At 69.3% G+C, this 22,582-nt stretch carries 26 protein-coding genes; 14 read left to right on the top strand and 12 right to left on the bottom strand.

The window, feature by feature from the left end; all coding sequences use genetic code 11:
- Positions 1-77 precede the first annotated feature (77 nt).
- The 3 genes from A3CU_RS0140515 to A3CU_RS0140525 all read left to right on the top strand — a co-directional run bounded on the left by A3CU_RS0140515 (position 78) and on the right by A3CU_RS0140525 (position 2,792).
- Positions 78-740, top strand: coding sequence for a potassium channel family protein (locus tag A3CU_RS0140515; RefSeq protein WP_027947035.1), 663 nt, complete (start codon positions 78-80; stop codon positions 738-740).
- 52 nt (positions 741-792) lie between these two features.
- Positions 793-1,449 (top strand): potassium channel family protein, encoded by a 657-nt coding sequence (locus tag A3CU_RS0140520; RefSeq protein ID WP_027947036.1) that lies wholly within the window; start codon positions 793-795, stop codon positions 1,447-1,449.
- A gap of 128 nt (positions 1,450-1,577) precedes the next feature.
- A complete protein-coding gene (locus A3CU_RS0140525; protein ID WP_043844220.1) occupies positions 1,578-2,792 on the top strand; it encodes a cytochrome P450 in 1,215 nt (404 codons plus the stop codon).
- A gap of 35 nt (positions 2,793-2,827) precedes the next feature.
- Here A3CU_RS0140525 and A3CU_RS49225 read toward each other — a convergent pair whose 3' ends face one another.
- The 3 genes from A3CU_RS49225 to A3CU_RS0140540 all read right to left on the bottom strand — a co-directional run bounded on the left by A3CU_RS49225 (position 2,828) and on the right by A3CU_RS0140540 (position 4,419).
- Positions 2,828-3,100, bottom strand: coding sequence for a hypothetical protein (locus A3CU_RS49225; protein ID WP_052373036.1), 273 nt, complete (start codon positions 3,098-3,100; stop codon positions 2,828-2,830).
- 92 nt (positions 3,101-3,192) lie between these two features.
- Positions 3,193-3,909 carry a DUF3159 domain-containing protein gene (locus A3CU_RS0140535; protein ID WP_027947038.1) on the bottom strand — a complete coding sequence of 239 codons (717 nt, stop codon included), beginning with the start codon at positions 3,907-3,909 and terminating at the stop codon, positions 3,193-3,195.
- A gap of 132 nt (positions 3,910-4,041) precedes the next feature.
- Entirely contained in the window at positions 4,042-4,419 is a 378-nt protein-coding gene (locus A3CU_RS0140540; RefSeq protein ID WP_027947039.1) for an OB-fold nucleic acid binding domain-containing protein, read from the bottom strand.
- 107 nt (positions 4,420-4,526) lie between these two features.
- Here A3CU_RS0140540 and A3CU_RS0140545 point away from each other — a divergent pair, with 107 nt between their 5' ends.
- A complete protein-coding gene (locus tag A3CU_RS0140545; protein ID WP_027947040.1) occupies positions 4,527-5,237 on the top strand; it encodes an alpha/beta fold hydrolase in 711 nt (236 codons plus the stop codon).
- A 4-nt stretch (positions 5,238-5,241) separates the two neighbouring features.
- On the opposite strand, the gene A3CU_RS0140550 is transcribed toward A3CU_RS0140545, so the two are convergent.
- Both A3CU_RS0140550 and dut read right to left on the bottom strand, forming a co-directional pair.
- Positions 5,242-5,892 carry a DUF3710 domain-containing protein gene (locus A3CU_RS0140550; protein ID WP_027947041.1) on the bottom strand — a complete coding sequence of 217 codons (651 nt, stop codon included), beginning with the start codon at positions 5,890-5,892 and terminating at the stop codon, positions 5,242-5,244.
- The gene (dut, locus tag A3CU_RS0140555) at positions 5,892-6,407 is read right to left on the bottom strand and encodes a dUTP diphosphatase (RefSeq protein WP_027947042.1); all 516 of its coding nucleotides are present in this window, start codon (positions 6,405-6,407) and stop codon (positions 5,892-5,894) included. The genes A3CU_RS0140550 and dut overlap by 1 nt, the downstream gene beginning before the upstream one ends.
- Positions 6,408-6,431: 24 nt before the next feature.
- Here dut and A3CU_RS0140560 point away from each other — a divergent pair, with 24 nt between their 5' ends.
- Positions 6,432-6,917, top strand: coding sequence for a DUF3093 domain-containing protein (locus tag A3CU_RS0140560; RefSeq protein WP_027947043.1), 486 nt, complete (start codon positions 6,432-6,434; stop codon positions 6,915-6,917).
- A 95-nt stretch (positions 6,918-7,012) separates the two neighbouring features.
- On the opposite strand, the gene A3CU_RS0140565 is transcribed toward A3CU_RS0140560, so the two are convergent.
- Positions 7,013-7,321, bottom strand: coding sequence for a DUF4193 domain-containing protein (locus tag A3CU_RS0140565; RefSeq protein WP_027947044.1), 309 nt, complete (start codon positions 7,319-7,321; stop codon positions 7,013-7,015).
- A gap of 468 nt (positions 7,322-7,789) precedes the next feature.
- Between A3CU_RS0140565 and cei the strand changes: the two genes are divergently transcribed.
- Positions 7,790-8,464 (top strand): envelope integrity protein Cei, encoded by a 675-nt coding sequence (gene cei / locus A3CU_RS0140570; protein WP_043844303.1) that lies wholly within the window; start codon positions 7,790-7,792, stop codon positions 8,462-8,464.
- Between the two features lie 7 nt (positions 8,465-8,471).
- On the opposite strand, the gene A3CU_RS0140575 is transcribed toward cei, so the two are convergent.
- Positions 8,472-9,314 (bottom strand): inositol monophosphatase family protein, encoded by an 843-nt coding sequence (locus A3CU_RS0140575; protein WP_027947046.1) that lies wholly within the window; start codon positions 9,312-9,314, stop codon positions 8,472-8,474.
- 63 nt (positions 9,315-9,377) lie between these two features.
- Here A3CU_RS0140575 and ppgK point away from each other — a divergent pair, with 63 nt between their 5' ends.
- Both ppgK and A3CU_RS0140585 read left to right on the top strand, forming a co-directional pair.
- Positions 9,378-10,139: a polyphosphate--glucose phosphotransferase gene (gene ppgK / locus A3CU_RS0140580; RefSeq protein ID WP_027947047.1), complete on the top strand. Its 762-nt coding sequence runs from the start codon at positions 9,378-9,380 to the stop codon at positions 10,137-10,139.
- 217 nt (positions 10,140-10,356) lie between these two features.
- Positions 10,357-11,769 (top strand): RNA polymerase sigma factor, encoded by a 1,413-nt coding sequence (locus A3CU_RS0140585; protein ID WP_027947048.1) that lies wholly within the window; start codon positions 10,357-10,359, stop codon positions 11,767-11,769.
- A 61-nt stretch (positions 11,770-11,830) separates the two neighbouring features.
- Here A3CU_RS0140585 and A3CU_RS50430 read toward each other — a convergent pair whose 3' ends face one another.
- The gene (locus A3CU_RS50430; protein ID WP_027947049.1) at positions 11,831-12,268 is read right to left on the bottom strand and encodes a DUF6885 family protein; all 438 of its coding nucleotides are present in this window, start codon (positions 12,266-12,268) and stop codon (positions 11,831-11,833) included.
- A gap of 683 nt (positions 12,269-12,951) precedes the next feature.
- On the opposite strand from A3CU_RS50430, the gene A3CU_RS0140595 reads away from it, so the two are divergent.
- Positions 12,952-13,131 carry a DUF7455 domain-containing protein gene (locus A3CU_RS0140595; protein WP_027947050.1) on the top strand — a complete coding sequence of 60 codons (180 nt, stop codon included), beginning with the start codon at positions 12,952-12,954 and terminating at the stop codon, positions 13,129-13,131.
- A gap of 116 nt (positions 13,132-13,247) precedes the next feature.
- On the opposite strand, the gene A3CU_RS0140600 is transcribed toward A3CU_RS0140595, so the two are convergent.
- A complete protein-coding gene (locus tag A3CU_RS0140600; protein ID WP_027947051.1) occupies positions 13,248-15,002 on the bottom strand; it encodes a DEAD/DEAH box helicase in 1,755 nt (584 codons plus the stop codon).
- Between the two features lie 199 nt (positions 15,003-15,201).
- On the opposite strand from A3CU_RS0140600, the gene A3CU_RS49235 reads away from it, so the two are divergent.
- A complete protein-coding gene (locus tag A3CU_RS49235; protein ID WP_052373037.1) occupies positions 15,202-16,293 on the top strand; it encodes a YihY/virulence factor BrkB family protein in 1,092 nt (363 codons plus the stop codon).
- A 126-nt stretch (positions 16,294-16,419) separates the two neighbouring features.
- Here the strand turns inward: A3CU_RS49235 and A3CU_RS0140610 are convergent, their stop codons facing one another.
- On the bottom strand, positions 16,420-16,674 hold the full coding sequence (locus tag A3CU_RS0140610; protein ID WP_027947052.1) for a DUF3039 domain-containing protein: 255 nt from the start codon (positions 16,672-16,674) through the stop codon (positions 16,420-16,422).
- A gap of 55 nt (positions 16,675-16,729) precedes the next feature.
- Between A3CU_RS0140610 and A3CU_RS0140615 the strand changes: the two genes are divergently transcribed.
- The gene (locus A3CU_RS0140615; RefSeq protein ID WP_027947053.1) at positions 16,730-17,227 is read left to right on the top strand and encodes a pyridoxamine 5'-phosphate oxidase family protein; all 498 of its coding nucleotides are present in this window, start codon (positions 16,730-16,732) and stop codon (positions 17,225-17,227) included.
- Positions 17,228-17,252: 25 nt separating this feature from the next.
- Here A3CU_RS0140615 and A3CU_RS0140620 read toward each other — a convergent pair whose 3' ends face one another.
- The gene (locus tag A3CU_RS0140620) at positions 17,253-17,588 is read right to left on the bottom strand and encodes a DUF3099 domain-containing protein (RefSeq protein WP_052373100.1); all 336 of its coding nucleotides are present in this window, start codon (positions 17,586-17,588) and stop codon (positions 17,253-17,255) included.
- A 202-nt stretch (positions 17,589-17,790) separates the two neighbouring features.
- A complete protein-coding gene (locus A3CU_RS0140625) occupies positions 17,791-19,059 on the bottom strand; it encodes an amidohydrolase (protein ID WP_027947055.1) in 1,269 nt (422 codons plus the stop codon).
- Positions 19,060-19,152: 93 nt separating this feature from the next.
- Here A3CU_RS0140625 and A3CU_RS0140630 point away from each other — a divergent pair, with 93 nt between their 5' ends.
- The 3 genes from A3CU_RS0140630 (at position 19,153) to A3CU_RS0140640 (ending at position 22,413) form a co-directional block, all read left to right on the top strand.
- Positions 19,153-20,652 carry a DUF7782 domain-containing protein gene (locus tag A3CU_RS0140630; protein ID WP_043844223.1) on the top strand — a complete coding sequence of 500 codons (1,500 nt, stop codon included), beginning with the start codon at positions 19,153-19,155 and terminating at the stop codon, positions 20,650-20,652.
- A gap of 58 nt (positions 20,653-20,710) precedes the next feature.
- On the top strand, positions 20,711-21,136 hold the full coding sequence (gene dtd / locus A3CU_RS0140635) for a D-aminoacyl-tRNA deacylase (RefSeq protein WP_027947057.1): 426 nt from the start codon (positions 20,711-20,713) through the stop codon (positions 21,134-21,136).
- A gap of 230 nt (positions 21,137-21,366) precedes the next feature.
- Entirely contained in the window at positions 21,367-22,413 is a 1,047-nt protein-coding gene (locus A3CU_RS0140640) for a sigma-70 family RNA polymerase sigma factor (RefSeq protein ID WP_027947058.1), read from the top strand.
- Positions 22,414-22,582 lie beyond the last annotated feature (169 nt).

Raw genomic sequence — 22,582 nt, forward strand, 5'->3', positions numbered from 1 at the left:
AGGTGGTACAAAGTAGGTTCTGCGTTGGGTGTAACCCGGGTAACCACCCGGAGAAGTGTCTACAGGAGGCAGGCACCGTGCACGTGGTGATCATGGGATGCGGCCGGGTCGGCGCGTCCCTGGCCGCGGCGCTCGAGCGCCTCGGTCACGAGGTCGCGGTGATCGACAAGGCCAACGCGGCGTTCCGGCGGCTGGGCAGCGACTTCCACGGCCGGCAGGTGCTCGGCGTGGGCTTCGACCGGCAGGTCCTGATCGAGGCCGGCATCGAGCGGGCCGGGGCGTTCGCGGCCGTGTCCAACGGGGACAATTCGAACATAATTTCCGCCAGGGTGGCCCGGGAGACCTTCGGCGTCGAGCACGTGGTGGCCCGCATCTACGACCCCAAGCGGGCCGCCGTCTACGAGCGGCTGGGCATCCCGACCGTGGCGACCGTCCCGTGGACCACCGACCGGTTCCTCCGGACGCTGCTGCCCGACGGCGTCGCCTCCGCCTGGCGCGACCCGACCGGCAATGTCGCGGTTCTGCAGTTGCCACTGCACGAATCCTGGGTGGGCTGCAGCGTGGCCGACCTGCAGGAGGCCACCGGCGCGCGGGTGGCGTTCGTGATGCGGTTCGGCACGCCGGTGCTGCCGGACAACAAGACCCTGCTGCAGGCCGACGACCTGGTCTACGTGGCCGCCCGCTCGGGCACGGTCAGCGACATCACCAACGTGGCGTCGCGAGCCCCGGAGGAGGCCTGATGGGCGAGATTCGACCGGGTGCGGGTGTCCCGCGGAACACTGAGGAGGTCTGATGCGGGTCGCTGTCGCCGGCGCGGGCGCGGTGGGGCGCTCGATCGCGGCGGAACTGATCGACGGCGGGCACCAGGTGATGCTCATCGAACGGCAGTCCGAGCAGTTCGAGCCGGAGACCGTCGAGCAGGCGGACTGGGTGCTGGGCGACGCCTGCGAGGTCTCCACGCTGGAGGAGTCCGGCATCGAGCAGTGTGACGTGGTGATCGCCGCGACCGGGGACGACAAGGTGAACCTCGTGGTGTCGCTGCTGGCCAAGACCGAGTTCGCGGTGCCCCGGGTGGTGGCGCGGGTGAACAACCCGGCCAACGAGTGGCTGTTCACCGACGCCTGGGGCGTGGACGTCGCGGTGTCCACGCCGCGGATGCTCGCCGCGATGGTCGAAGAGGCGGTCAGCGTCGGCGACCTGGTGCGGCTGATGACGTTCCGGCAGGGGCAGGCGAACCTGGTCGAGCTCACGCTGCCGCAGCAGACTCCCCTGGCGGGGAAGCCGGTCAGCGAGATCGCGCTGCCGCGGGACGCCGCGCTGGTCACCATTCTGCGCGGAGACCGGGTGATCGTGCCGCAACCGGAAGATCCACTCGAACCGGGCGACGAGTTGCTGTTCGTCGCCGCCACCGAGGTCGAGCCGGAGATCCGCACGGCGCTGGGCTATTGAGCCCAAGCGCGCCGTAAATCATCACCGGAAAGGTCGATCACAAGAAAGTAACCTGCACGACCACCCAGTTGCACCCTATTGACTTCAAAGTATTCACGAATCTCTGAAAACTGTGTAGCTTGTGAAGCATGGCGAACGAGACGACCGAACTTCCTCCGGTACCCCAGGGTCTGCCCACCGTGCGGCAGTGCCCCTTCGATCCGCCGGCAGAACTCGCCCCGCTGCGGGAGCAGCGGCCGATCAGCCGGATGATCTATCCCGACGGCCACCATGGCTGGCTCGTGACCGGTTACCGGCAGGTGCGCGCGATCCTTGCCGACCGCCGCTTCAGCTCGCGGCGGGAGCTGATCCGACACTCGCCGATCCCGATGCGGATGTCCCCGGACGAGCTCCCGCCGCCCATGCCGGGCGCGCTCACCCAGGTCGACCCGCCCGAGCACACCCACTACCGCAGGTTGCTGACCGGCCAGTTCACCGTCCGGCGGATGCAGCAGCTCACGCCACGCATCGAGCAGATCGTCGAGGAACACCTCGATGCGCTGGAAAACGCGGGACCGCCGGCCGACCTGGTGCCGGGCTTCGCCCTGCCGATCCCGTCCCTGGTGATCTGCGAACTGCTCGGCGTGCCCTATGACGATCACGAGCGCTTCCAGCGCGATTCGGCAACCATGTTCAATCTGGACACGCCCGGCGACAAGCTCATCGAAGCGATGAACGATCTCACGGCCTTCCTCGCTGAACTGGTAGAGCGCAAGCGTGCCAAGCCGGAGGACGACCTGCTCAGCGGCCTGATCACCGGCGGGGTGCTGAACGACGAGGAGCTGTTGACCATCGCGATGACGCTGCTCGTCGCCGGTCACGAAACCACCGCGAACATGCTGTCCCTGGGCACCTACGCCCTCCTGGAGCATCCCGGCCAGCTCGCCGCGCTCCGGGACGACCCGGCGCTGGCCGGCAACGCCGTGGAAGAACTGCTGCGGTATCTCAGCATCGTCCACATCGGACCGATACGGGCGGCGCTGGGGGACGTCGAGATCGACGGCGTGCTGATCAAGGCCGGTGAGGGGGTCACCCTCAACCTGCCCGCCGCCAACCGGGACCCGGCGCGGTTCGGCCAGGCCGACGAGCTCGACATCACCCGCCCGGCCACCGGGCACGTGTCGTTCGGGCACGGCGTGCACCAGTGCCTCGGTCAACAACTGGCCCGGATCGAGATGCGGGTCGCCTATCCGGCGCTGCTCCGGCGTTTTCCCGGGTTGCGCCTGGCGGACGAACCCGACGCGGCCGTGCCCCGCCCGCATGCGGCCATTTACGGCCTCAACCGGCTCCTCGTCACCTGGTAAGGCGGGCAATCAGGCAGCCGCGGTTGTCTGGCCGCCTAGTGATTCTGCTGAAGAAGTTCCAGGATGCGGTCCACTTTCGTCGACATCTCGCCGACGTCGGTCTTCAAACCGCCGACATCAGTCTTCAAGACACCGACATCAGTCTTCAAACCGGCGACATCCGTTTCGAGACGGCCGAGTCGGAGATCCACCCCGTCGAACCGGTCATGCATGTCCCGCCGCATCGCCTCTTGGCGATTGTGCAGAGCCACCGTGACCTCGTACAGGTCGTGGATCTTGCCGTCAACTGTGTGTTCTGGAACTCCCATGCCTGGCACGCTACCTCCGAACCGGGCAGCTCGATCGGGTGGAACGCGGCCAGCCGCACCAGCCGACTGGGCACCGCTCACTACTCCTGGAGTCAGTCCGTGCTGTTGTCGTATTGGCCGTATTTGGCGCGGAGGGCGGCCTCGGTGTCGGCCTCCGCGGCCTCGCGGGCCGCCTCGAGCTCCTTGATGCGTTTGTCGGAGCGGCGCACCGCCCAGACGACGACCAGCAGCGCCAGCCCGTAGAGCGGGTAGCCCATGGCGATCTTCGCGAAGGCGAGCCACCCGGTGTAGTCCGCCTCGTACAGCCAGCGCTGGACCACGAACCGGGCGCCGAACACGGCCGCGAGCGCGAGCGTGGCCAGGTCGTAGCCGTACCGGGACGGCCGGTCGGAGCGCCAGGCGGTCCCTGTGCCGTTGAGGAGGTTCCAGACGACCCCGGCCAGTGGCCAGCGCACGAGGATCGACAGCACGAACACGCCGCAGTACACCAGGCTCGCCCAGATGCCGAAGAGGAAGAAGCCCTTCGCCGAGCCGGTGCGGTAGGCGATGAAGGCGGCGACGGCCACCCCGAAGAACCCGGAGATCGCCGGCTGCAACGGTTCCTTGCGCACCAGCCGCAGCACGGTGATCGCGACCGCGCTGCCCAGCGCGCTCCAGATTCCGGCCTTGAGCCCGAACACGGAGTTGGCGAGCACGAACACGATGACCGGCAGCGACGAGTAGACGAGACCCGATACCCCGCCCATCTGCTCCATCAGCGTGGGCGCGGGCCGGTCCTCACCCTTGCTCTCGCCGGCGCGTTCGGTCATCTCACGTCCTCGTCGCGATCTCGCGACCGGGCGGGCAAGCCGCCCGCTTCCTTCGTGCCCGCCCACCCAGCGCCGCCCGGCCGTCGGCCACCCGCCTTCGATCTGGCGGGGCCACCGGTGCCGGGCAGCCGCTCAGGACGTCGTTTGCAGCTCGTAGTAGGGGTTGTACAGCACCTTCCGGCCGTCGCGAACGGCCATCCGGCCGTGCACCTTGATGGTCCGCCCGGCTTCGATGCCCGGGATACGGCGCCGTCCGAGCCAGACTAGCGTCACGCCCTCGGTCCCGTCGAACAGCTCCGCCTGAAGTGTCGCCGCTTCACTCGTCGGACACAGCTGGACGCTGCGCAGGCGGCCCAGCACGGTCACCTCTTCCCCAGTCCGGCAGTCGCAGGCGCGCCGCGCCCCTTCGGCTTCGGATTTTTCGGACAGATCGTCTGCGTCGAGTTCGTCGACATCGGTGGTCAGCTTGCGTACCAGCCGGCTGAAGTAGCCGCCGTCTTTGGCGGACATAAGCGCCTGCTCCCATGAGTTCCGGGGCCCCCGACAACCACGGCCCATTACGTGATCCAGCGTAACCTTTCCGAGTCAGGGAAACGGGTTTGCGTCAAGATCGCAACGTGACCTCTGCTATTGCGCGGCCATCGGCGGTACTGCTACCAGGCACCGGTTCCGACGAGATCTTCGTACGCTCCGTGTTCGCGGGCCCGCTGGCCGTCGCCGGTGTCGGGGCGATCACCCCGCCGCCGCCCCCGGGCGAACTGGTCGGCGTGGAGTACCTGAAGTTGCTGGACATGCTCGCCGACGCCGGGCCTCTGATCGTCGGCGGCATCTCCTTCGGCGCCCACCTGGCCGTGGAGTGGGCGGTGCGCAACCGCCACCGGTGCGCGGGCCTGCTACTCGCGCTGCCCGCGTGGCATGGGGAGCCCGGCCGGGCACCGGCGTCCCTGGCCGCCATGGCGTCGGCCGACCTGGTCGCCGCGCAGGGATTGGAGGAGGCGCTGCGCCGGTCGACCGCCGGGGTCGCGCCCTGGCTCGCCGCCGAGCTGGCCCGGGCCTGGCGGCGGCACGGTCACGGGCTCGCCGCAAGCCTGCGCGCGGCCGCCGCCCGGCCCGCGCCGCCCCTGTCCGCCCTGCGCACGCTGGACGTCCCGGCCGGCATCGCCGCATGTACGGACGACCCGGTGCATCCTCTCGCCTGCGCGAGGGCGTGGGCGCGCGCCCTGCCGCGGGCCGCGCTGGTGGAGACGACACTGGCCGCGCTGGGCGAAGACCGAGAGTCGCTCGGCCGCGCGGCCGTACTCGCCTGGCAGCGCGCCAGCCGCTCCTGACGAGTCAAGCTCCCTGCTGGGACTGCTGCTGGGCGATATGCGTAGCGACAGCCTCGGGCAGGGTGATCGGCAACGGAGTACGCACGGGCATCGGCGCGTCCCCGCGGACGACGATGGTGCCAGCCATGATCTCCCGCAGCACCCGGGGCGCGTCGGCGGCCTGCGACTGAGGCCCGGCGATCACGCCGCGCAGCATCCACCTCGGCCCGTCGACGCCGATGAAGCGCAGCGCCACATCACCGAGCAGGGCCGACAACTCGAACCCCCACTCCCCCTCGCCGGGATAGACCTTCGCGCCATCGGCCCGCAACTGCTCCGTCAACTCACCGCCGACCTCGTCCCACAGGCCACCCGACCGCGGCGCGGCGTACGCGCTGACCGTGACCTGGCCCTGCGGGGTGACCACGTGGACCGCGCGCACGCCGGCGGTGGCCGGGTCCACCTCGACCTGGACCTGTGCGCCGTTGGGCACCGGGACACGCACCGAGCCGAGGTCGATGCGTGTCACGCCGTCATCGGGCGCGTCCACGACGTCGAACGGCCCTTCGGTGACGAGTTCTTCCTCCTCCTCGAAGTCCTCCGGCACGTCGGCGAAGTCGCCGCGTTCGGATGCCGCATGCCTGCCCCGGGGCCGCTTGCGTCCGAAAATGCCCACTAGTGTCCCGCTCCTTCCCCAGCGTTTTCCCCACCGCGCGCGGCCTCGGAGTCCGCAGCGCCGTTCAGCCTCGCATGCCCGCCGGTCGACCCGTAACCGCCGCTCCCGCGGACGGAGCCGGAAAGCTCAGCGACCTCAACGAATTCGGCGGTCTCGACCCGCTGCACGATCAGTTGCGCGATCCGGTCGCCGCGGGACAGCTTGACCGGCTCGCTGGGGTCGTGGTTGATCAGGCAGACCCGGATCTCGCCGCGATAGCCGGCGTCGATGGTGCCCGGCGTGTTCACCACGGAAAGCCCCACGCGGGCGGCGAGCCCGGAGCGCGGGTGCACGAAACCGGCGTACCCGGGCGGCAGCGCGATCGCGATGCCAGTTCCTACCACTACCCGCTCGCCTGGCGCGAGCACGACATCGGTGGTGGTCACAAGATCGGCGCCCGCGTCGCCGGGGTGCGCGTAGGCGGGTAAGGGAACGCCGGGGTCGAGCCGGGTAAGCGGGACCTGCACAGTGGACACGGGCGGCGAGACTACCCTGGAGCCGTGAGTGAGAGCTCCAGCGCGCCTGGCACAGCAACGAACGACACCGGCACGAGATACTCCGAACGCCTCTACGTGCCGTGGTGGAACTGGCCCCTGCCGCTGATCGGAGCGGCGCTGATGGCCGCGACGATCCACCTCGGCTATCCGGGTCTGCGGGGCTGGTTGCCCTACGTGGTGCTGATCGCGCTGATGGCCGCCCTGCTGGTGCAGTTCGGCCGGGCCAAGGTCGAGGTCACCGGCGACGAGCTGCGGGTGGGGAAGGCGCATCTGCCGTTGCGGTTCGTCGGCCAGGTCGAGGTGATCTCCAAGGAAGCGAAGCGCAAGGCACTGGGCCCGGAATTCGACCCGGCCGCCTTCATGCTGCACCGCGGCTGGGTCGGGCCGGTCGTGCGGGTGCACCTCACCGACCCCGACGATCCCACTCCCTACTGGGTGTTCAGCACCCGCAAACCCGAAAAGCTGGCCGAAATCCTGCGCTCGCGCTAACTCACCTGGGGCAGGCGCCCGGTCCATCTCGTGGTGACACGCCCGAGACAACGCCGCGCCCGGCAACATGTCGACATGTTGCCGGGCCGACCGGTTCACGCGCAGTCGCGGCAGATCATCCGGCCGTTGCTCTCCTCGGCCAGGCGGCTGCGGTGATGCACCAGGAAGCAGACCGAGCACGTGAACTCGTCGGCCTGCTTCGGCACCACCTTGACCGTCAGATCTTCCCCGGAGAGCCCGGAAAGATCCGCGCCCGGGAGCTCGAAGTTCTCCGCGGTCGCGTCCTCGTCGACGTCCACGACGCCGGACTGGTTCTCGTTACGCCTCGCTTTCAGTTCCTCCAACGAGTCTTCGGCAAGCTCGTCGGCCTCACTGCGGCGCGGAGCGTCGTAGTCGGTCGCCATCGTCCCTCACCCCTGCGATCAGCTTGGATGTCAATCTTCGGGCCCACGAAGCCTCTCGCGTACCCTGCGTGCCGCTGGTCAACGTTCCAGCGCCCCTGTTTGTGCCCGGCTACGTAGTGAGGCAGGTCTCTCTTCTCAATCGGTTCGCAGCACCTGACCTACGGCCTGAGCCCGCAGAGGGTAGCTCACGAAGTACCCGAACTCGCAACGAGTTAGGCCAAGCCCTCGATACGTCACCCAGCAGGGGGAACGATGGGACCCAAAAGACCAGGTGAGCAAGGTATGACGGCCCCTGCGCCCGGACGACACGCCGGTCTGGCCCCCGTGGTGGGGCCGGGGAGTCGCACACCCGGAGAACACGGGGTGTGACGCGGCCGGGCACGGCACCGCTTAGGCTGATCAGGTACGGGTTTCCGGCACCACCTCGGGGACCTGGTGAGCGGAAGGATTGGGGAAGTGGCGTCGGGCATCCCTTTCGGCAACCGGCTCGGCAAACGGACATCTCGGCCCTACCGCAGATACCGGCCGCTGCCCGCGGTCATCGTGCTCGTGGTGCTCGGTCTGGTCGCCATGGTCGTCTGGGTCCGGGCGATCGCCAGCAAGGCCGACATCGACGCCCAGACCCGCTGCAGCCCGCCCGCCACCCCGCCGGCCGGAGTGATCTTCACCTCAGTGGGCCATGGTGCGCTGGACGACGCGGCGCCGCTGCCGCTGGAGCAGGTGGCGGTGCGGGTGCTCAACGCCAGCCAGTCGCGCGGTCTGGCCTCGATCACCACGGAAAGCCTGCGCCAGCAAGGGTTCACCCAGGTCGCCCCGCCCGACAACGATCCCGCCTACCCACAGGGCAACGCGAAGTGCCGCGGCCAGATCCGGTTCGGTGAGCACGGCACCTCGGCGGCACGCACCCTGAGCTTCGTCGCGCCGTGCGCCGAACTGGTGAAGGACAACCGGGCCGACGCGACCGTCGACCTGGTCATCGGCAACGGGTTCACCGACCTGCAGATCACCGAACCGGCACACCGGGTGCTTCAGCAGTTGCAGGACTGGTCGGCACAGCATCCGGGCGGCGGCAACGACCAGTCGGCGACCAGCCCGGTCATCGACCCCTCCCTGCTGGCCGCCGCGCACGACGTCGCCTGCTGAGTGCCGCTCAGATTTCGCCGGCTCCGCAGGAGATGAAGGCCTCGCGCAGTGGACCGGCGATGGTCGGCGCGGCCGCGAACGTGGCGTCGGGGCCCAGTTCGGGGTCCCTGCCCGGCAGGCTGACCACCGCGCCCGCCTCGGCCGCGATCAGCGCGCCGGCCGCCCAGTCCCAGCGGTGCAGGCCGTGCTCCAGGTAGCCGTCCGTCCACCCGGCCGCCACCGAGCACAGATCGAGCGCGCCCGATCCGGGGCGGCGCACGTCACGCACCCGGTCGAGCAGCCCGGCGATCATGCGCGCCTGCCGCGACCGGCGCTCGGCCAGGTAGGCGAACCCGGTGCCGACCAGCGCCAGGTCGAGCCGCTCCGGTGCCGACACGCGCAGGCGCCGCCCGTCCAGCCACGCACCGTCCCCGCGGGAGGCGGTCCAGCACCGCCCGCTGATCGGCTCGACGACGGCGCCCGCAACCGATGCGCCGGAAATCTGCGCGGCCACCGACACCGCGAAAACCGGTGATCCGTAAAGGAAGTTGACCGTGCCGTCGATCGGGTCGACGACCCAGGTGACCGGGTCGGCGTCGCCCTCGACGGAGGCGGCGGGCGCCACGCCGCCACCCTCCTCACCGAGCACCGCCTCCCCCGGCCTCAGCTCGGCGAGCCGGCGCCGGATCAGCTCCTCGGAGGCGCGGTCCACCGCGGTGACCACATCGGTTTCCGAGGTCTTCGTCTCGACCCGCACCCGCTCACCTGCCACCATGGCGTTACGGGCCTTTCGCACCAGGTCGGCGGCCTCCCGCGCGACCTCGACGGCAACATCCTTCAAAGCAGACTCCACAGCTCCCACGGCAACCATGGGACCACACCCCGATAAGGTTTCCTGAGCAGGCATCTGAATCGAGTAGGAAGGGACACGCCAATGACGGCGACCCGAGGTTTCGGTATCGACATCGGCGGCAGTGGTATCAAGGGCGCCCTTGTCGACCTGGAAAAGGGCGCGCTCATTGGCGACCGCCTCCGGATCGACACCCCGCAGCCATCGACCCCCGAGGCCGTCGCCGAGGTGGTCGAGCAGGTCGTGCGCCACTTCGACTGGAACGGCCCGGTCGGCATCACGCTGCCGGCCGTGGTGAAGAAGGGGGTGGCGCACACCGCGGCGAACATCGACCGCCGGTGGATCGACACCGACGCGCAGAGCCTGTTCGCCAAGCAGCTGGGCCACAGCACCGACGACATCGCGGTGCTCAACGACGCCGACGCGGCCGGCATGGCGGAGATCCGGTTCGGCGACCCCGCCGGCCGCACCGGCGTCACCACGCTGCTCACCTTCGGCACCGGTATCGGCAGCGCGCTGTTCCAGGACGGCAAGCTGGTGCCCAACACCGAACTCGGCCACGTGGAGGTCAACGGCCACGACGCCGAGAAGAAGGCGGCGGCGTCGGCGAAGGACAACGAGGGCCTGTCCTACCCGGAGTGGGCGAAGCGCGTGAATCGTTACCTGCGTGTGCTGGAGAACCTGATCTGGCCGGATCTGTTCATCGTGGGCGGCGGGGTCAGCAAGAAGTCCGAGAAGTGGGTGCCGCTGCTGAAGATCAGGACACCCGTCGCCGTCGCATCACTGCAGAACAACGCGGGCATCGTGGGCGCCGCGGCCGCCGCGGCCGAAGGCATCGAGCACTAGCGTGACGGTGCGGCCCGTGACTGCACGGCTCGATGTCTAGCCCGGACGAGTGCCAGGTTAGATGATCGGGCGCAACACACGGGCGTATCGTCGTTACAATGGAACGCAGGCCGGGTCGAGGAGTTGGACAGCAGGCCTTGATACGTTTCCGAATTCTGAGGCTGGCTGGGGCCGCGTGTCCCGGCTCGCCGTGATCGACCGCTGCGAAAGGGCGTAAGTGGCAGCCGCAAAAACCGCTACCCGAAGCGGCACGAAGACAACGAGCGCCGCCCAGGCTTCGTCGGCCGGCGCGAGCGCGGATCCCGAAGCGCGTGAGGCCACCGCCACCGAGCGGAACGGCACCGCGGCCAAGAAGCCGGCCACCCGGAAGTCGACCGCGGCCAAGCCGGGCGCCAAGAAGGGGCCCGCCAAGTCCGCGCGGCCCCGCAAGGCGGCCAAGGCGGAGGACTCCAAGGCAGAGCCGGAAGACGGTCCCGGCGAGGACCTGGAGGACGTCGATCTCGACGTCGACCTGTCGGACCTGGAAGAGGTCGAGGTCGATGTCGTCGACGCCACCGTCACCGACGAGTCCGACGACGACGAGGAGGAGCCCGAGGGCACGCCGCGCGAGCGGGCCAAGGGCGGCAAGTCCGCCAACGACCCGGACTTCGTCTGGGACGAGGAGGAGTCCGAGGCGCTGCGCCAGGCGCGCAAGGACGCCGAGCTGACCGCCTCCGCGGACTCGGTGCGCGCCTACCTCAAGCAGATCGGCAAGGTCGCGCTGCTCAACGCCGAGGAGGAGGTGGAGCTGGCCAAGCGGATCGAGGCCGGGCTCTACGCCGCCGAGCGCGTCCGGGTCGCCGAGGAGGAGGGCGAGAAGCTGGTCACCCAGCTCCGCCGCGACCTCAAGTGGATCGTCCGGGATGGTGAGCGCGCCAAGAACCACCTGCTGGAGGCCAACCTCCGGCTGGTCGTGTCGCTCGCCAAGCGCTACACCGGACGCGGCATGGCGTTCCTGGATCTGATCCAGGAGGGCAACCTGGGCCTGATCCGCGCGGTCGAGAAGTTCGACTACACCAAGGGCTACAAGTTCTCCACCTACGCCACCTGGTGGATCCGGCAGGCGATCACCCGTGCCATGGCCGACCAGGCACGCACCATCCGTATCCCGGTGCACATGGTCGAGGTGATCAACAAGCTGGGCCGCATCCAGCGTGAGCTGCTCCAGGACCTCGGGCGCGAGCCCACCCCGGAGGAGCTGGCGAAGGAGATGGACATCTCGCCGGAGAAGGTCCTGGAGATCCAGCAGTACGCGCGCGAGCCGATCTCGCTCGACCAGACCATCGGTGACGAGGGCGATTCGCAGCTCGGTGACTTCATCGAGGACTCCGAGGCGGTCGTGGCGGTGGACGCGGTTTCGTTCACCCTGCTGCAGGACCAGCTCCAGTCGGTGCTGCAGACGCTGTCCGAACGCGAAGCCGGCGTGGTCCGGCTGCGCTTCGGCCTCACCGACGGCCAGCCGAGGACTTTAGACGAAATCGGCCAGGTGTACGGCGTCACCCGCGAGCGCATCCGCCAGATCGAGTCCAAGACGATGTCGAAACTGCGTCACCCGTCGCGGTCGCAGGTGCTGCGCGACTACCTCGACTGACGCGCCACGGAGTTTTACACCGGCCTTTCGCCCCCACCGGGGCGGGAGGCCGGTTTTCATGTTATCGGGCGGGCCCGATCAGGAACAGTTCGCGCAATGCGTAGACCAGGCGTTCGATAACCTGGAACCGCACGCGGCCATCGTTTTCCACCACGGCGAGCACGGTACCTCCGGGGCCGGTGACGGTGCCGGCAATCAGCATGCTTCGCAAACCGTGACGGCGCGAAGTCCACAACGGAGGGAGCCCGCCCTCGAGGTAGTCGAGCAACGCCCGGTCCGGCGTGTCGTCCGCACCCAGACCGTGAAGGTCCACAATGGCCACTGGTGCGACCCAGGAATGCTTGTACAGCCCGGAAAGAAGGGCACTGAAGCCGTCGACAGTCCACTTGGGACCGAGATTCCGCCCGCACAGCGGCCCTGGCGCCTCGATCTCATCGCGAAAAGGGGAGACCAGCGCTCGGGCGCCGGGAAACCAGCGCACCTGATCCAGCAACGTCAATGCAGTGTCCTCGTCCGATTTGGCCCAGCCGCCGTCAGTACCGCCGCAGGCGCGCCGCGATGGTCTCCGCGGCGGTGGGCTCGGCCGGGCCGGCCGACAGCCGGCACCGGGCTGCCTGGCTCCGCTACGAGCATGTTGTGACGACCCCGCCACAGCGACATACGCAGGTGTCCGCCGTTGACCACCGCCCCGGGACCGGCGGTCGGCGCGAAGCTGACGCGCAGGCCGCACGTCGCGCGGCGGCGTGGATGGTCCGGCCGGCGAGCCTGACCGGCCGGCGTAACCGCTCCGTCACCGGCGCCGGCCGCACGTCCCCGGCCGCGGCCGGGTCCTCGACAGCCGCCGATGCTGCCTTCGTCATGCCGTGCAGTGTCCCACCGATTCAGCTGAGAACGAACAAACCACCGGGCCGGCATGCCATCGGCAGCCGCCCGGCCGCCCTTTTCCACTGCCCCGAATGGGCGCTTGACCACGGGAAACTCCGGTGCAAACGGCTTGGGACGCCAGAAATCCGGGATCGGTTCTACGGCATCCGGGGTAATTCGAGGTGACGCAGGTCCCAGTACCGCGGGAACACTTGCGGCTGGCGTAGCGTCTGAAAGAGTGGAAGCCACGAACACCGCGGTGATCGCGGCTGGATCGATGGCACCGGGGCACCGGTGCCGGGACGGAGGGAGACCCCGATGACCACTACGACGCTCACCCGCCCCGAACTGACCGCTGCCGACCGATGCGACCGGTGCGGTGCCGCAGCCAAGGTTCGTGCGATTCTCCCCACCGGGGGAGAACTGCTCTTTTGCGGCCACCACGCCCGTGAGCACGAGTCCAAACTCCGCGAGCTGGCGGCCGAGATCCAGAGCTGAGGATTCAGGCGTAGGACGGGCGGGAACCGCGAAGGGTTCCCGCCCGTTTTTTATGACCTATGTCACGACTGGCAACGCTTTCTTGACCCGCCACTCGCGCCGACCCTGAGCTGTTTCTACCAAGACCGGAGCGTGACGATGCGTTCCTCGAGCTGCTCGACGGAGGCCATCGCGGTCGGCGGGCCACCGCAGACGCGGCGCAGTTCGCTGTGAATCGCACCGTGCGGCTTTTTCGTCCGGTGGTGGTACATCCCGACCAGTGCGTTCAGTTCCTTGCGCAGCGCGGCGATACGTTCGGAAACCGACTGCGGTTTCGGCGCGGGCGCCGGTGCCTCTTCCTTCGCGGGCTTACGTCGTTTCACATCGGCGAGTTGCTCCTCCTGCCGTTTGCGCAGCAGCGCGCGGACCTGCTCGGGTTCGAGCAGGCCGGGCAGGCCGAGGTACTCCTGCTCCTCGTCGCTGCCGGAGAACACCGCCGTGCCGAAGGAGTTTCCGTCGTAGATGACCTGGTCCAGCTCGGCGGAGGCGCCCAGCGAAGTGAACGCCTTCTCCTCCTCGCCGGGCTCGTCCTCGGTGCGGTTCGCGTTGGCGAGCAGCTCGTCGTCCCAGCCGTCCTTTTCCCGGTGGGGCTTGCCGAGCACGTGATCGCGTTCGGCCTCCAGCTCGCTGGCCAGCTCGAGCAGCACCGGCACGCTGGGCAGGAACACGCTGGCCGTCTCGCCCTTCGCGCGTGAGCGCACGAACCGGCCGATGGCCTGCGCGAAGAACAGCGGGGTCGACGCGCTGGTCGCGTACACACCGACCGCCAGCCGGGGCACGTCGACGCCTTCGGACACCATCCGGACCGCGACCAGCCAGCGGTCGCGCGACTCGGAGAACTCGCCGATCCGCTTGGTGGCCCCGGGATCGTCGGAAAGCACCACCGTCGGCGTCTCGCCGTTGATCTCGCGCAGCAGCTTCGCGTAGGCGCGCGCGGACTCCTGGTCGGTCGCGATCACCAGGCCCCCGGCGTCGGGAATGCCACCGCCGCGCACCTGCTCCAGGCGGGTGTCGGCGGCCCGCAGCACCGAGGGAATCCACTCACCGCCGGGGTCCAGCGCGGTGCGCCAGGCCCGTGCGGTCTGTTCCGCGGTCAGCGGCTCCCCCAGCCGTGCGGTGAACTCCTCGCCCGCGTTGGTCCGCCAGGACGCCTCGCCCGAATACGCCAGGAACACCACGGGCCGCACGACGCCGTCCGCGAGCGCGTCGGCGTAGCCGTAGGAGTGGTCCGGCTTGCTGCGCAGCGCGCCGTCGCCGTCGGGTTCGTAGGAGATGAACGGGATCGGCGAATCGTCGCTGCGAAACGGCGTCCCGGTCAGCGCCAGGCGGCGCACGGCGGGCGTGAACGCCTCTCGCACCGCGTCGCCCCAGGACTTGGCGTCGCCGCCGTGGTGGATCTCGTCCAGGATGACCAGCGTCTTGCGGTTCTCCGTGCGCACCCGGTGCAGCGTGGGATGCGCGGCCACCTGGGCGTAGGTCAGCGCGACCCCCTGGTAGTCCGAGGAGGTCGCGCCCTGGCCGTTGCGGTAGTTGGAATCGATGGCGATGCCGGACAGCGCGGCCGAAGCGGCCCACTGGTGCTTGAGGTGCTCGGTCGGGGTGACGATGGTGATCGACTCGACCGTCCGGTCGGTCAGCAGCTCGGCCGCGACACGCAGCCCGAACACCGTCTTGCCCGCACCCGGCGTGGCGACCGCGAGGAAGTCCTGCGGCCTGGTGGTGAGGTACTTCGTCAGGGCTCGGCGCTGCCAGGCACGCAGCGGGCGAGCTGTGGCATCGTGCTGGGGCTCAGGAGCCGTGTAGCTCCCGTTACGCTGGGCCGTGTCCGTCAAGGACTCCTCCCCCTCCTCTCGCCGATCGGGAACGCGACATGCGAAGGCCCCCAGTAAGAACGCAGCACCCGGCTCCGCTGCCGGGCTGCGATGGGGGCGCCCGAAGGAGACTACCCGGCGGCCGCGAGGAGGGCGCAGACGAACACGCCGCGGCGGCAGCGGGCCAAATCACTGCGGATGCAGCATCCTGGGAAGTGCGATGAGCACGACAAAACCCGGCGGCGAGCCGAGGCCGGCACGCAAGGGCGCGCGACTGTTGATCACGCGGACCCTGGGCAAGGCTTGGGACGGCAACATCTTCGCCGAGTCCGCCGAGGCCGCGTTCTGGCAGACACTGTCGCTGCCCCCGCTGTTACTCGGGTTGCTGGGCAGTCTCGGCTTCATGCGGGACTGGTTCGGCGAGGGGTTCGTCAACACGGTGCACGACCGGATCATTTCGTTCTGTCACCGCGTGTTCACCAACAACGTGGTCACCCAGATCATCGAGCCGACGGTGAACGACATCCTCACCACCGGCAAGGGCGAGATCGTCTCGGTCGGCTTCCTGATCTCGCTGTGGGCGGGTTCCTCGGCGATGTCGTCGTTCGTGGACGCGATCACGGTGGCGCACGACCAGTACGGGGTGCGCAACGAGGTGTGGCAACGGATCTTCGCCCTGCTGCTGTATCTGGCCGGGCTGATCCTGCTGGTGATCGGGCTGCCGCTGATCGCGATCGGGCCGGACCTGCTGGCCGACTTCTTCCCGGACGACTGGAAGCCCACCGTCTCGAACTGGACCAGCGCGCTGTACTACCCGGTGCTGGGCGTGGTGCTGGTGCTCGCGCTGGCCACGCTGTACAAGCTGGCGCTGCCCCGCCGGCTGCCCTGGCACCGCGGGCTGCCCGGCGCGGTGCTGGCGATGGTGATCTTCCTGCTGTCCAGTGTCGGGCTGCGGATCTACCTGACCTGGATCACCAGCACCGGCTACACCTACGGCGCGCTCGCCACCCCGATCGCCTGGCTGTTGTTCACCTTCTTCATCGGGCTGGCGGTGGTCGGCGGCGCGTACTTCAACAGCGCGATCCAGGAGCTGTGGCCGGCGAAGATGACACGGCGGCAGCGGCGGAAGTGGCACCGCCTGGAACTGGAACGGCTGAACGAGCGGCTGCGGTCGACTCGGGACGGCAGCCTCTGGGAGCGCACCACCGCGCCGCTGCGCCGGCCCCAGCAGGAGGTGGCCGAACCGGCCCAAGACAGTGAAGCTCCGGAACCAGAGCAGCCCCCCAGCGAAAGCCGCGAACGGAAGCCCTGAAACGCCTGAGTGACCCGTTTATTGCCGTATTTCGACAGTGACGGGTCACTCATCCACACTGGGGCTTGCGCTCATGGTCGCGATCGCGTAGCGGTCAGTGGCGGATCGCGCGCGAAAAGCTGAGCGTCACTCGCCGCCGGGGCCCGGCTTCAGGCCCTGGTAGATCTCCTTGCACGCCGGGCAGACCGGCGAGCCGGGCTTGGGCGATTTGGTCACCGGGAAGACCTCGCCGCACAGCGCCACCACGTGCGTCCCCATGACCGCGCTTTCGGCGATCTTCTCCTTGCGCACGTAGTGGAAGACCTTGGGTTCGTCGCTGTCGGTGCTGTCCGTGCCTTCCGGACGGGTGTCGACCTCGGGCAACGTCGTCGCTGTGCTCATGTGCACATGATACGGCCGGGCGCGGTATGTTCGGGCCGAGGGAAGTGACCTCCAGATGCCCGAACCACGCGCGAGCCGTCCGTACATGCCCGGATACGGAACGCTGCCACCGGATGAGGGGTCCGGTCTGCTTCCGTGGTCCTGGGCGCTGAAACGACTTCGTGACTCCCACGACTACTGGCTGTCGACGGTCTGGCCGGACGGCCGCCCGCATCTGATGCCCGTGTGGGCGGTGTGGCACGACGAGGCGTTGTGGTTCTCCTCCTCGCTGCATGCCCGCAAGATCCGCAACATTCGCGCGGGCTCCGCGGTCTCCGTCGCCACCGACGACGCGCTGAACCCAGTCGTGATCGAGGGAACCGCACGGGTGATGAAGGATTCGACGTCGCTGCGGACGTTCATGGCGATCATGAACGACAAGTACCGCACCGGCTACACGATCGAGTTCCTCGACCCGGCGTGCAACGCCACCGTACGAGTGCGACCCAGGTGGGCCTTCGCGCTCCGCGAGTGTGACTTCCCCGGCTCGCCCACCCGCTGGGAGTTCCACTGATCCTGGCGAACGCCCGGCGGCGGTTTCAGCCGTCGATCACCGGATGGCTGTGCCCTTCGATGGCGCGCGCCTCGTGCCGGTACCGGTTGACCTCCTCGGCCTTGCGCGGCGGGCGGTCGTTGGCGATCAGCACCGCGACCCAGGGCAACGGGACCGACAGGGCCACGAACAGCAGCGCGAGCCACCACGTGTGATAGAAGATGCCGGCCAGGATCAGGCACGGGAAGCGAAGCGACATCATGAGCATGTACTTCCGCTTGCGCGCCGCGTGCTGGTCGTCGTAGGAGGGGGCGGCCTCGGTGATGAGCACCGGGTCGGCCTCTTCCCCGGTGCGCCGGGGAGACCTGTTCACTGCGACCACCTCCGCCGTCCATGCTCCCACTCCCATCGGCCACGCGATACCCCAGGGGCTGTTCCGATCGACGGACGGCCCGCCCCGACAGGCGCTGATCCGGCCGGCGGTGGCCGAACGCGTCCGATTTGGACGGTCGCCGGACGCGACGCGGTGAAACCGGTTGCCCAGCAGCGAAATGCCTTCCTGTCTCCGGCCGGGAGGCTTCACCTCACCTGGCCACGATCGCATCGGGTACCGAGAGAAACTCCAGCGCCGCCACGACCAGGGTTTCCACGCCGGTACGCAGCGTCGGGTGCAGCACGGGCGCGAACAGCGGCGAGTGGTTGGACGGGATGTCCTGCTCGAACCGCCCGGCGGCCACCGCCTGCCGCACGGCTGCGGTGTCCATGCCGCCGACCAGCCAGAACACCGAGGGCGCCGCGGCGGCCCGGCCGAACTCGCCGAAGTCCTCGCTGCCGGTGACCAGCGGCGCCTCCAGCACCCGCTCGCCGCCGAAGTACCCGCGGAAGGCCCCGGTCAGCCGGGTGTTGGTGGCCTCGTCGTTCACGGTCACCCCGAAACCCGAGATCCGGGTGATCTCCGGCGGCCGGGACACACCGGCCGCGGCGGATTCGCCATGCACGATTCGCCCGATCGCGGCCACCACCTTGCGCCGCACGGTCTCGTCGAACGCGCGCACGCTCACCTCCAGCACGGCCCGGTCCGGAATCACGTTGTGCGCGGTTCCCGCGTGCAGCGACCCGACCGTCACCACGGCGGACTCGGTCGCAGCGATCTCGCGGGAGACGATCGTCTGCAGGCGCAGCACGATCGACGCGGCCAGCACCACCGGATCGACGGTGCTCTCCGGCCGCGCGCCGTGCCCGCCCCGCCCGTGCAGGACGATGCGCAGCGCGTCGGTGGCCGCCATGATCACGCCGGGCCGGGTGAGCACCCAGCCGGCGCCGCCGGGCACCAGGTGCTGGCCGAGTACCACGTCGGGCCGGCCCGCCACGTCGAATACCCCATCACGGACCATCGCCGTGGCGCCGTCGCCCGCCTCCTCGCCGGGCTGGAACGCGACGAGCAGGGTGCCGCCCCAGGTGTGCCGGGACGCGGCCAGCAGCGTGGCCGCGCCGCTGAGCCAGGTGGCGTGCATGTCGTGCCCGCAGGCGTGCATCACCGGCACCTCGTTGCCCTCGGTGTCGGGTGCGCGCACCGTGCTCGCGTAGTCCAGTCCCGTCTGCTCCTCCACCGGGAGGGCGTCGATGTCCGCGCGCAGCATCACGGTCGGGCCTGGCCCGTTGCGTAACACGCCGAGCACGCCCGTGCCGCCGACGCCGGTACGCACCTCGTAGCCGGTCAGCCGGCGCGCCAGCGCCGCTGCCGTGCGGTGCTCGGCAAAGGACAGCTCCGGGTGCGCGTGCAGGTCCCGGTAGAGCGCCTCCAGCTCCGGCAACAAGGGCTCGAGCGAGGCGAGAACGTCCCGAGCGGTCACGATGACACCTTCCTGTGTGCGACCATGGCCCATCTCAGCACAGGGCCGCCTGTCCTGGGCCGGGCTCGGTGGCACGTGGGATGATTACCCGTCGTGAGCGTCGATACTTCCTTCGCTGGGCCCCGGTTTTCGGACGAGCTGTGCGCACGGCTGCGCGAGGCGCTGCACCGCACCGGCTACGACGCGGATGGCGTGCTGTCCGTGCTGGGCGGTGCCGCCCATGCCGCGCTCGGCCGGGGCGAGCCGGAGCCGGCCGACCGCGCCAGCCGGGACGCGGGTGACCTCGGCACGCTGATCCGCCTGTTCCTGCTCGGCGGGGCCGAGCCGCGTGCGGCGGTGCGGTCGGCGATCGCACCGGTGAGCCTGGACGACGCGATCGAGGCCGGCCTCGTGCGCGGAGACGACCTGCTGCGCGCCGGGCTCGACCTGCGCCCGCACGGGGACGAGACGGGCTCCTGGTGGGTGCTGTCGGACCTGGACTCGGACCAGTCGGGCGGCCAGGTACGGCCGGACCACGTGCTGGGGGTCGGGCACGCCTCGCTGAGCCTCATCCGCGCCACCATCCGGCGCCCGGTGGACACCCTGCTCGACCTCGGCACCGGCAACGGTGTGCAGGCGCTGCACGCGGCCAGGCACGCCCGGCGCGTCACCGCGACCGACGTGTCCGCGCGGGCGCTCGCGCTGGCGGACGCGACCTTCCGGCTCAACGAACTCGACGTCGAGTTGCTGCGTGGTGAATGGTTTGCGCCGGTGGCTCGCCGGACGTTCGACCAGATCGTGTGCAACCCGCCGTTCGTCGTCGGCCCGCCACGGGTCGACTACACCTACCGTGATTCGGGTCTTGCCGGTGACGACGCCAGCGCGCTCGTCGTCCGGCAGTTGCCGGCCTTCCTGACCGACGGCGGAGTGGGCCAGTTGCTCGCGTCGTGGCTGCACGTCAAGGGAGAGGACTGGGCCGACCGGGTGCAGCGGTGGCTGCCGCCGGGCACCGACGCGTGGTTCGTGCAGCGTGACGTCGCCGACCCTGCCCTGTACGTCGGCACCTGGCTGCGTGACGCCGGCATCGACCCGCGCTCCGCGGAGGGGCGGGCGAAGGGCGCCGCCTGGCTCGACTGGTTCGCCGACGAGAAAGTCGACGGCGTCGGATTCGGTTTCGTGACGCTGCGCCGGGCGGGCGTGGCACATGCCACCGTGGTCTGCGAGGACCTGCGACAGTCCTACGACGACCCGCTCGGCCCCGAGGCGGGCACCTGGCTGGACCGGGTGGACTGGCTGCGCGAGCACGACGGTGAGCTGCTCGAAACGCGGTTCCGCGTGCCGCCGACGGTGCTGCTCGAACGCGTCGACCAGCTCGGCGTCGAGGGCTGGGAGGCGTCCGTGCGCAGGCTCCACCGCACCGACGGGCCTGGGTGGCAGCACGATGTCGACGAGCTGGCCGCCGCGTTGTTGGCCGGCTGCCAGGGCGCGCTCCCGCTGTCCGACCTGCTCGAACTGCTGGCCGCGGCGCACGGCCGCCCGGCAGGCGAACTCACCGCGGCGGCGCTGCCGATGATCCGCGAGCTGGTGCGGCACGGGATGCTGGAGCCAGCGTGAGCCCGGTGGCATCGAGCCGTGGCCGCACAGCCTTACTCGCGGAGAAAGAGGAGCAAGCATGAGGGCGGTGGTCGCCCGGGTCACCGAGGCCGACGTCACGGTGGATGGGACGGTCGTCGGCGCCATCGACGAGCCCGGCCTGCTGGTGCTGCTCGGCGTCCACGCCGACGACGGGCTCGGAAAGGCTCCCGTCATGGCGCGCAAACTGCACGAGCTCCGCATCCTGCGCGACGAGCAGTCGTGCGCGGCGACCGGGGCGCCGTTGTTGCTGGTGAGCCAATTCACATTGTATGGAGACACCCGTAAAGGCCGCCGTCCATCGTGGACGGCGGCGGCGCGGCCGGAACTGGCCGCGAAACTGTTCGATTCCGTAGTCACGGAACTACGCGGGCGCGGCGCACGGGTGAGCACCGGCACATTTGGCGCGATGATGGCGGTACGGAGCGTGAACGACGGACCCTTCACGGTTCTCGTCGAGGTTTGACTTGTGGTTTAGACCATTTTTCCTCAGGAAAACCTCAGGTTTGGTCGAGCGCCACCCCGAGGAAAGTGGTGGCTTTTCGCGGACTCGGGAACGAATCGCGGTTCCACAGCGTTGACCCGAATGTCCAGCCAGCAAGCTGGACTCGCGAACCGGGTTCCACAGGTCCGCTTCGCGAAGCACAGCCGGTATGACGCGCGCGACGTGTCAGCCCGTGACCGGGGAGGCCGAACATGTCAGCACCGACCCTCGAGCGCAACACTCGCAGCATCCGCGAACAGGATTCGATTCCCGAGCCGGTTCTCGATTCGGCTCTTGAGACCAGCGTACCCGTTCAGCCGAGCCTGGACGCCGATCTCGACGCCCAGGGCCCGGCGGCGGATCTGGTTCGCGTCTACCTCAACGGCATTGGCAAGACCGCGCTGCTGACCGCCGCCGACGAGGTCGAACTCGCGAAGCGAATCGAAGCGGGCGTCTTCGCCCAGCACATGCTCGACACCGCGGAGAACCTGACCGCCGAGCGCCGCCGGGAACTGAAGGCGCTGGTGCTGGACGGGCACCGGGCCAAGAACCACCTGCTGGAGGCCAACCTCCGGCTGGTCGTGTCGCTCGCCAAGCGCTACACCGGACGCGGCATGCCGCTGCTGGACCTGATCCAGGAGGGGAACCTGGGCCTGATCCGCGCGGTCGAAAAGTTCGACTATTCCAAGGGTTTCAAGTTCTCCACCTACGCCACCTGGTGGATCCGGCAGGCGATCACCCGCGGGATGGCCGACCAGGGGCGCACCATCCGGCTGCCGGTGCATCTGGTGGAGCAGGTGAACAAGCTCGCCCGGATCAAGCGGGACCTGCACCAGCAGCTCGGCCGGGAGGCCACGCACGAGGAACTGGCCGCGGAATCCGGCATTTCGGCGGAAAAGGTTTCGGATCTGCTCGACCACGCGCGCGACCCGGTGAGCCTGGACATGCCGGTCGGCACCGAGGAAGACGCCCCGCTGGGCGACTTCATCGAGGACTCCGAGGCGACCGACGCGGAAAGCGCCGTCATTTCCGGGCTGCTGCAGGACGACCTGCGCCGGGTGCTGGCCACGCTGGACGATCGGGAGCAGCAGGTGATCCGGCTGCGCTACGGCCTGGACGACGGGCAGCCGCGCACCCTGGACCAGATCGGCCGGCATTTCAGCCTGTCCCGGGAGCGGGTGCGTCAGATCGAGCGCGAGGTCATGTCGAAGCTGCGCCAAGGCGAGCGCGCGGAGCGACTGCGCGCCTACGCGAGCTGAAGAGAAGCGGTTACGGTGCGCATTCACCAGCACCCGTTCGGCAGCATTGACATATGACGTAGGTCACGCCACCTTCGATGCAACGAGACGGGAGGACGCTACGTCTTTCCAAGAGCTGATGCTTCGCGGTGGGTGACCCGTGCGCCCTAACCGCTTTCCCCGGAAGGTC

Source organism: Amycolatopsis taiwanensis DSM 45107 (genome assembly GCF_000519205.1).
Lineage (GTDB): Bacteria > Actinomycetota > Actinomycetes > Mycobacteriales > Pseudonocardiaceae > Amycolatopsis_E > Amycolatopsis_E taiwanensis.

What these genes read in the sequence shown, in the direction of transcription:
- A3CU_RS0140610 (WP_027947052.1), bottom strand. Translation starts at nt 16,674, where the DNA reads ATGAGCACAGCGACGACGTTGCCCGAGGTCGACACCCGTCCGGAAGGC.
- A3CU_RS0140540 (WP_027947039.1), bottom strand. Translation starts at nt 4,419, where the DNA reads ATGTCCGCCAAAGACGGCGGCTACTTCAGCCGGCTGGTACGCAAGCTG.
- A3CU_RS49235 (WP_052373037.1), top strand. Translation starts at nt 15,202, where the DNA reads ATGAGCACGACAAAACCCGGCGGCGAGCCGAGGCCGGCACGCAAGGGC.
- A3CU_RS49225 (WP_052373036.1), bottom strand. Translation starts at nt 3,100, where the DNA reads ATGGGAGTTCCAGAACACACAGTTGACGGCAAGATCCACGACCTGTAC.
- A3CU_RS0140615 (WP_027947053.1), top strand. Translation starts at nt 16,730, where the DNA reads ATGCCCGAACCACGCGCGAGCCGTCCGTACATGCCCGGATACGGAACG.
- A3CU_RS0140595 (WP_027947050.1), top strand. Translation starts at nt 12,952, where the DNA reads ATGACCACTACGACGCTCACCCGCCCCGAACTGACCGCTGCCGACCGA.
- A3CU_RS0140565 (WP_027947044.1), bottom strand. Translation starts at nt 7,321, where the DNA reads ATGGCGACCGACTACGACGCTCCGCGCCGCAGTGAGGCCGACGAGCTT.
- A3CU_RS0140535 (WP_027947038.1), bottom strand. Translation starts at nt 3,909, where the DNA reads ATGACCGAACGCGCCGGCGAGAGCAAGGGTGAGGACCGGCCCGCGCCC.
- A3CU_RS0140575 (WP_027947046.1), bottom strand. Translation starts at nt 9,314, where the DNA reads ATGGTTGCCGTGGGAGCTGTGGAGTCTGCTTTGAAGGATGTTGCCGTC.
- A3CU_RS0140640 (WP_027947058.1), top strand. Translation starts at nt 21,367, where the DNA reads ATGTCAGCACCGACCCTCGAGCGCAACACTCGCAGCATCCGCGAACAG.
- A3CU_RS0140525 (WP_043844220.1), top strand. Translation starts at nt 1,578, where the DNA reads ATGGCGAACGAGACGACCGAACTTCCTCCGGTACCCCAGGGTCTGCCC.
- dtd (WP_027947057.1), top strand. Translation starts at nt 20,711, where the DNA reads ATGAGGGCGGTGGTCGCCCGGGTCACCGAGGCCGACGTCACGGTGGAT.
- A3CU_RS0140520 (WP_027947036.1), top strand. Translation starts at nt 793, where the DNA reads ATGCGGGTCGCTGTCGCCGGCGCGGGCGCGGTGGGGCGCTCGATCGCG.
- ppgK (WP_027947047.1), top strand. Translation starts at nt 9,378, where the DNA reads ATGACGGCGACCCGAGGTTTCGGTATCGACATCGGCGGCAGTGGTATC.